This is a genomic window from Virgibacillus carmonensis (assembly GCF_057836705.1).
Map to the genome: position 1 here is coordinate 1 of NZ_JBYQFJ010000062.1, position 4,234 is coordinate 4,234.

Genomic DNA, 4,234 nt, shown 5'->3' on the forward strand with positions numbered 1-4,234 from the left:
GAAGCGAACTGCTTATGTCTCGAGTGTCTAGGCGCTGGAGCTAGACAGATAATCGTCAATTTTTATACTTTCTTTGCTCTTAAAAACTGATTCGTTCCCTTTTAATATAGGTACGAATCAGTTTTTTTGAACTTATTAAGGTAATCCACAGCCATATACACTGATAATCCTTGTAACTACCTGCTTCTAACTTAGTTATGCACATTATCCACAGATGAACATATACTTATCCACATTATTTATCCACATTCAACATATTTATGCTATAAGGTTTTTATTAAATTTGTTCACAGGTCTGTTAACAACTTTACTTTAACATCAAAGAAGGATTAGCATTCAAGTCCCATTCCGATCTTTTTCCCTGTTCGAAAGCAATCGTTCCAGCTGCAGCAATCATTGCGGCGTTATCTGTGCATAACTGAATTGGTGGAATTAATAAAGGTGTATTTGTGCCTGAAAAACGTTCTGTAAGTGCATGACGCAGCCCTTTATTTGCAGCAACACCACCAGCTACAATTACCTGCTTTACATCATACTTCATTGCAGCTCGATAGGTTTTTTCTGTTAATACTTCAACAACACTAGCTTGAAAGCTTGCTGCAATATCTTCAGGATTTACTTTTTCACCACGCTGTTCTGCATTGTGGATAGTGTTGATAACTGCTGATTTTAATCCACTAAAACTGAAATTTAAACTGCCTTCTTCCAACCATGCGCGTGGAAGTGGTATCGACTCAACACCTTCAGCTGCGAGTTTATCGATATGTGGGCCACCTGGATAAGGAAGTTTAAGCATACGTGCTACCTTGTCATATGCCTCACCAGCTGCATCATCAAGCGTTTCCCCTACTACTTCAAAGTTACCATGTTCACGCATCAGTACAAGCTCTGTGTGGCCACCAGAAACTACTAAAGCTAACAAAGGGAAATTAAATTCTTGCTCCAGTCGATTTGCATAAATATGTCCTGCGATATGATGAACTCCAACAAGAGGCTTCTGTTTGGCAAATGCTAATGCCTTTGCCGTGTTTACACCTACAAGCAATGCACCTACTAGTCCAGGTCCTTCTGTAACCGTTATTGCATCAATTTGGTCCCATCTAACGTTTGCTCTATTAAATGCTTCTTCCAATACAATTGTCATTTGTTCTACATGGTGTCTTGACGCTATTTCAGGAACAACCCCACCAAACCGTTTATGACTCTCGATTTGGGAGGACACCACATTTGATAATACTTCTGTTCCGTTTTTTAAAATTGCTACAGCCGTTTCATCACAACTGGTTTCAATTCCTACGATATATGTATCTTTTTTCATTATAAATTCACCCACATGACTAAAGCATCCTCTTTGTTATCCGTATAATAATTCTTTCGCAGACCACCAGGTACGAGCCCAAACTTTCGATACATCCTTTGTGCGACAATGTTGGAAACTCGCACTTCTAAAGATAAGCGTTTACTCCCCAATCGAATCGCTTGTTCCATCGTAAACAGGAAAAGCTTTTCACCCAATTTATTACCTCGATAGCTTGGCATAATAGCTATATTTGTAATTTGCGCATCATCGATTACTACCCATAAACCTGCATAACCAATAATCTTCTCATCCACTTCTACTACAAAATAATGAGCAAATTGATTTTTCACCACTTCTTGATAAAAGATATCCTCTGACCATGGTGTCCCAAATGATGCCTTTTCTACTTCTACTACCGGACCTATGTCTGTTAAATCCATTTGCCTAATTACTAACTCAGCCATTTTTGGTCGCTTCCTCTTGTGCTTTTAACCAATTCGCTTCTGCTTCAACTAACCGTAAATAATTTGGTGTTAATGCATGCGTATTGTCCGCTTCCTTACGCTTGCCAGCTAATGCTAAATGAGATGGTTTTGCTGCATGAAAATTCGCATCCGGTATGTGAGCCAAATCACCCAACTTTTCATTAATCAAGGATCTATACAATTCTATATCCTGGCTTAAAAATAAAACTTCCTTCTTTTCTTTTGCCAGTTGATCTAGCCATTCATCCATTTGCATGTTTACCTCTTCGTTAACCAATTCCATCTGATTGTGATTCCACTGATATAACCCTGTATAAACCATCCCACGCCTGGCATCAAAGAAAGGACAAATAGCTGATGCGAAAAAGCTACCTTGATAAGCAAGGACTTCTAAACTTGATACACCTTTAATCGGAATTTCAAGTGACCAAGCCATTGCTTTTGCTGTAGTGAGTCCTATTCTTACACCAGTAAATGATCCTGGCCCCATTGCCACAACGATTTCATCCAATTGTTCAGGATCCGTCGAAGTATCCCTCATTAATTGATTAATGGCTGGCATTAGACGGACAGAGTGGTTTTTCGTAAGATTTGTTACGACTTCACCAATTAAAATGTTATCTTTTACGATGGCTACTCCCATAATTTGATTAGAAGTATCTATTGCAAGTACATTCATAAATGAAACTCCTTATTCGTTTTCTGGATTGTTTAACCTATCCAATTAATGACGAAACTACCCTGTTAAAATGACTCCCACTAGGGTTAAACTCAATTAAACGCTTATGTTCACCGATATAATTAATTTTTATAGCCAATCGTTCTGTTGGCAGGTACTCTTCAATAAAGTGAGCCCATTCCACTACGGATATACCCTCACCCTCAAAGTATTCGGCAAAGCCAATGTCTTCGTCAGAATCCTCCAACCTATAAACATCCATGTGATAAAGAGGTAACTCACCTTCATATTCCTTTATAATCGTGTATGTCGGGCTAGTTACAACTCGTTTAACTCCAAGTCCAACTGCAATACCTTTTGTAAATGTTGTTTTACCAGCCCCAAGATCACCTTCAAGTGTGATCACATCTCCAGGTTTTAATAGGTTCGCCAATCTAGTTGCTACTCTTTTTGTCTCTTCTTCCGTGTATGTTTCAATTTGGTATTCACTCATTCCATCACCTACTTCAAATGGTTATAGCCATCTTTTTTTAATGGGGCTAGTTGATTACCTTTATGCAGATAGACATAATTATTACTATATTGACTAACATAACCAATTTCTGTCACATGGATTCCTAACTCCTTTGCAGCTTCTTGAACAAAGGCCCAGTTATCCTTTGATGCCGTTCCAACTAACTCAAAATCTTCACCACCAAAAAGCTTCCACTTTTCTTGCAGTTCAGGCGGAAATTGCTTATAAGACTCAGATGTAGGCAATCTATCTTCATACAGATATAAAGATACCTTTGAAGCCTCTGCGATTTCTGCAGCTTCATTTCCAATTCCATCACTTATATCATTTAACGCTACACGATTCAGACCCCCTATTCGTTGCGCAAATTCCACTTGAGGGATTGGCGTACGATGTTTTTCAATATAATAGGGCGCATCATTATACGTATTCGGGTTACTTAGAATGTGGAAACCAGCCTGTGAATCACCTAGTGTGCCAGTGACAAAAACAATATCGTCTTCCCTTGCATCACTACGATATCTTGCTTTTTTTCGTGGCACATAACCTATTACAGTAACAGAAATTGACATTTCTTGACCACTAACTGTATCACCACCAATTAGATCCATCTTATATCTGTCTGACAGTGATCGCATTCCTTCAAATAATTCATTTCTTTCTTTTGTAGTGGAATGCTTAGGTATAACAATTGAAACAAGATAAAAAGCCGGTATAGCCCCCATAGCAGCAATATCACTAATATTGGCAGCTAAAACCCGATGCCCAATATGAAAGGGCTCCATTGTTTCTTTTGAAAAGTGTACATTTTCAACGAATGTATCAACAGCAACAACAACATCCTCAGATGATTGACGAAAAACAGCAGCATCATCACCAACACCTTTTAATAAAGACGATTGCCTATATGAACCTTGTTTAATTGATTGTATAAAAGAAAATTCATCCACTTTTTCACCAGCCTTTACGTCCAAAACAAAATAATCCTATAGTTATGATAGCAAAAACAAACGAAAAAGGGAAAAATAATAACAAAACTGTATAGATAAAGTGAATTAAATGATGAAGGATGTAAGGAGTTCTAACTAGTTCGATTGCGTCATTATAGATGATGGTAAACCGTAGTTAAAGCATTTCGAGTTTTAAATATACAAAAACACATGTCTTCAGATTATGAAAACATGTGCGTCAATTTTATTATAGTGGCGGTCCGGACGGGACTCGAACCCGCGACCTCCTGCGTGACAGGCAGGCAT

The 4,234-nt window shown here is 38.2% G+C and carries 5 protein-coding genes; all 5 read right to left on the minus strand.

What is annotated here, in order from left to right; translation table 11 throughout:
- Positions 1 to 307 precede the first annotated feature (307 nt).
- The 5 genes from tsaD to thiL are packed head-to-tail and all read right to left on the minus strand — an operon-like array spanning position 308 to position 3,952.
- Positions 308 to 1,318, minus strand: a complete 1,011-nt coding sequence (gene tsaD, locus AC3G7N_RS20310; protein WP_489423984.1) for a tRNA (adenosine(37)-N6)-threonylcarbamoyltransferase complex transferase subunit TsaD — start codon at positions 1,316 to 1,318, stop codon at positions 308 to 310.
- Positions 1,318 to 1,764, minus strand: coding sequence for a ribosomal protein S18-alanine N-acetyltransferase (gene rimI, locus AC3G7N_RS20315; protein ID WP_489423985.1), 447 nt, complete (start codon positions 1,762 to 1,764; stop codon positions 1,318 to 1,320). The genes tsaD and rimI overlap by 1 nt, the downstream gene beginning before the upstream one ends.
- Positions 1,757 to 2,464 carry a tRNA (adenosine(37)-N6)-threonylcarbamoyltransferase complex dimerization subunit type 1 TsaB gene (tsaB, locus tag AC3G7N_RS20320; protein WP_489423986.1) on the minus strand — a complete coding sequence of 236 codons (708 nt, stop codon included), beginning with the start codon at positions 2,462 to 2,464 and terminating at the stop codon, positions 1,757 to 1,759. Before tsaB ends, rimI begins: the two co-directional genes overlap by 8 nt.
- A gap of 37 nt (positions 2,465 to 2,501) precedes the next feature.
- Positions 2,502 to 2,957: a tRNA (adenosine(37)-N6)-threonylcarbamoyltransferase complex ATPase subunit type 1 TsaE gene (gene tsaE, locus AC3G7N_RS20325; protein ID WP_489423987.1), complete on the minus strand. Its 456-nt coding sequence runs from the start codon at positions 2,955 to 2,957 to the stop codon at positions 2,502 to 2,504.
- Positions 2,958 to 2,965: 8 nt separating this feature from the next.
- A complete protein-coding gene (gene thiL / locus AC3G7N_RS20330) occupies positions 2,966 to 3,952 on the minus strand; it encodes a thiamine-phosphate kinase (RefSeq protein ID WP_489423988.1) in 987 nt (328 codons plus the stop codon).
- Positions 3,953 to 4,234 lie beyond the last annotated feature (282 nt).